Consider the following 483-nt stretch of genomic DNA (forward strand, 5'->3'; position numbering starts at 1 on the left):
ATAGACTGATTAGTAAAGTTATGAGATACAGTTGGAGATCCACCTGTTAAACTATTATTGATAATGGTAGTTTGGGCCGCTACCCAAGCTGCAATATCAGCATCCAGTGCATTTTGAGCTGCAGTAGGATCCGCATTATCAAACTCACAGGCATCAGCATTGTCGTTTGATGGCGGTGTGAAATTAATACCATCAGGCTGAGTGAATGTATAGGTAGCTGTTGGATTAGTAGTCCCACAGATATCTTCCACTGTCCACGTAATAGTTATAGAACCAGACGCACAAAAAGAAATAGACTGATCTACAAAATTATGTGATACGTTAGGTGAACACCCACCCGCTAAACTGCTATTAATACTATTAGTTTGCGTCGTTACCCAAGCCGCGATATCAGCATCTAGGTTGGCTTGTGCTGTAGCAGGATTAGGATCATCAAATTCAGCAGCAATAGCACTATCATCGCTAGGCGCATCATAGCTTACT

The 483-nt window shown here is 41.8% G+C and carries 1 protein-coding gene; it reads right to left on the bottom strand.

Annotated features, from left to right (window positions below):
- Positions 1 to 483 (bottom strand): hypothetical protein (locus FGF67_RS17320; RefSeq protein WP_158293246.1); only part of this gene is annotated, 483 nt, incomplete at both ends.

Origin of the sequence: Allotamlana fucoidanivorans, from assembly GCF_006265225.1 — a bacterium.
In the GTDB taxonomy this organism is placed as follows: domain Bacteria; phylum Bacteroidota; class Bacteroidia; order Flavobacteriales; family Flavobacteriaceae; genus Allotamlana; species Allotamlana fucoidanivorans.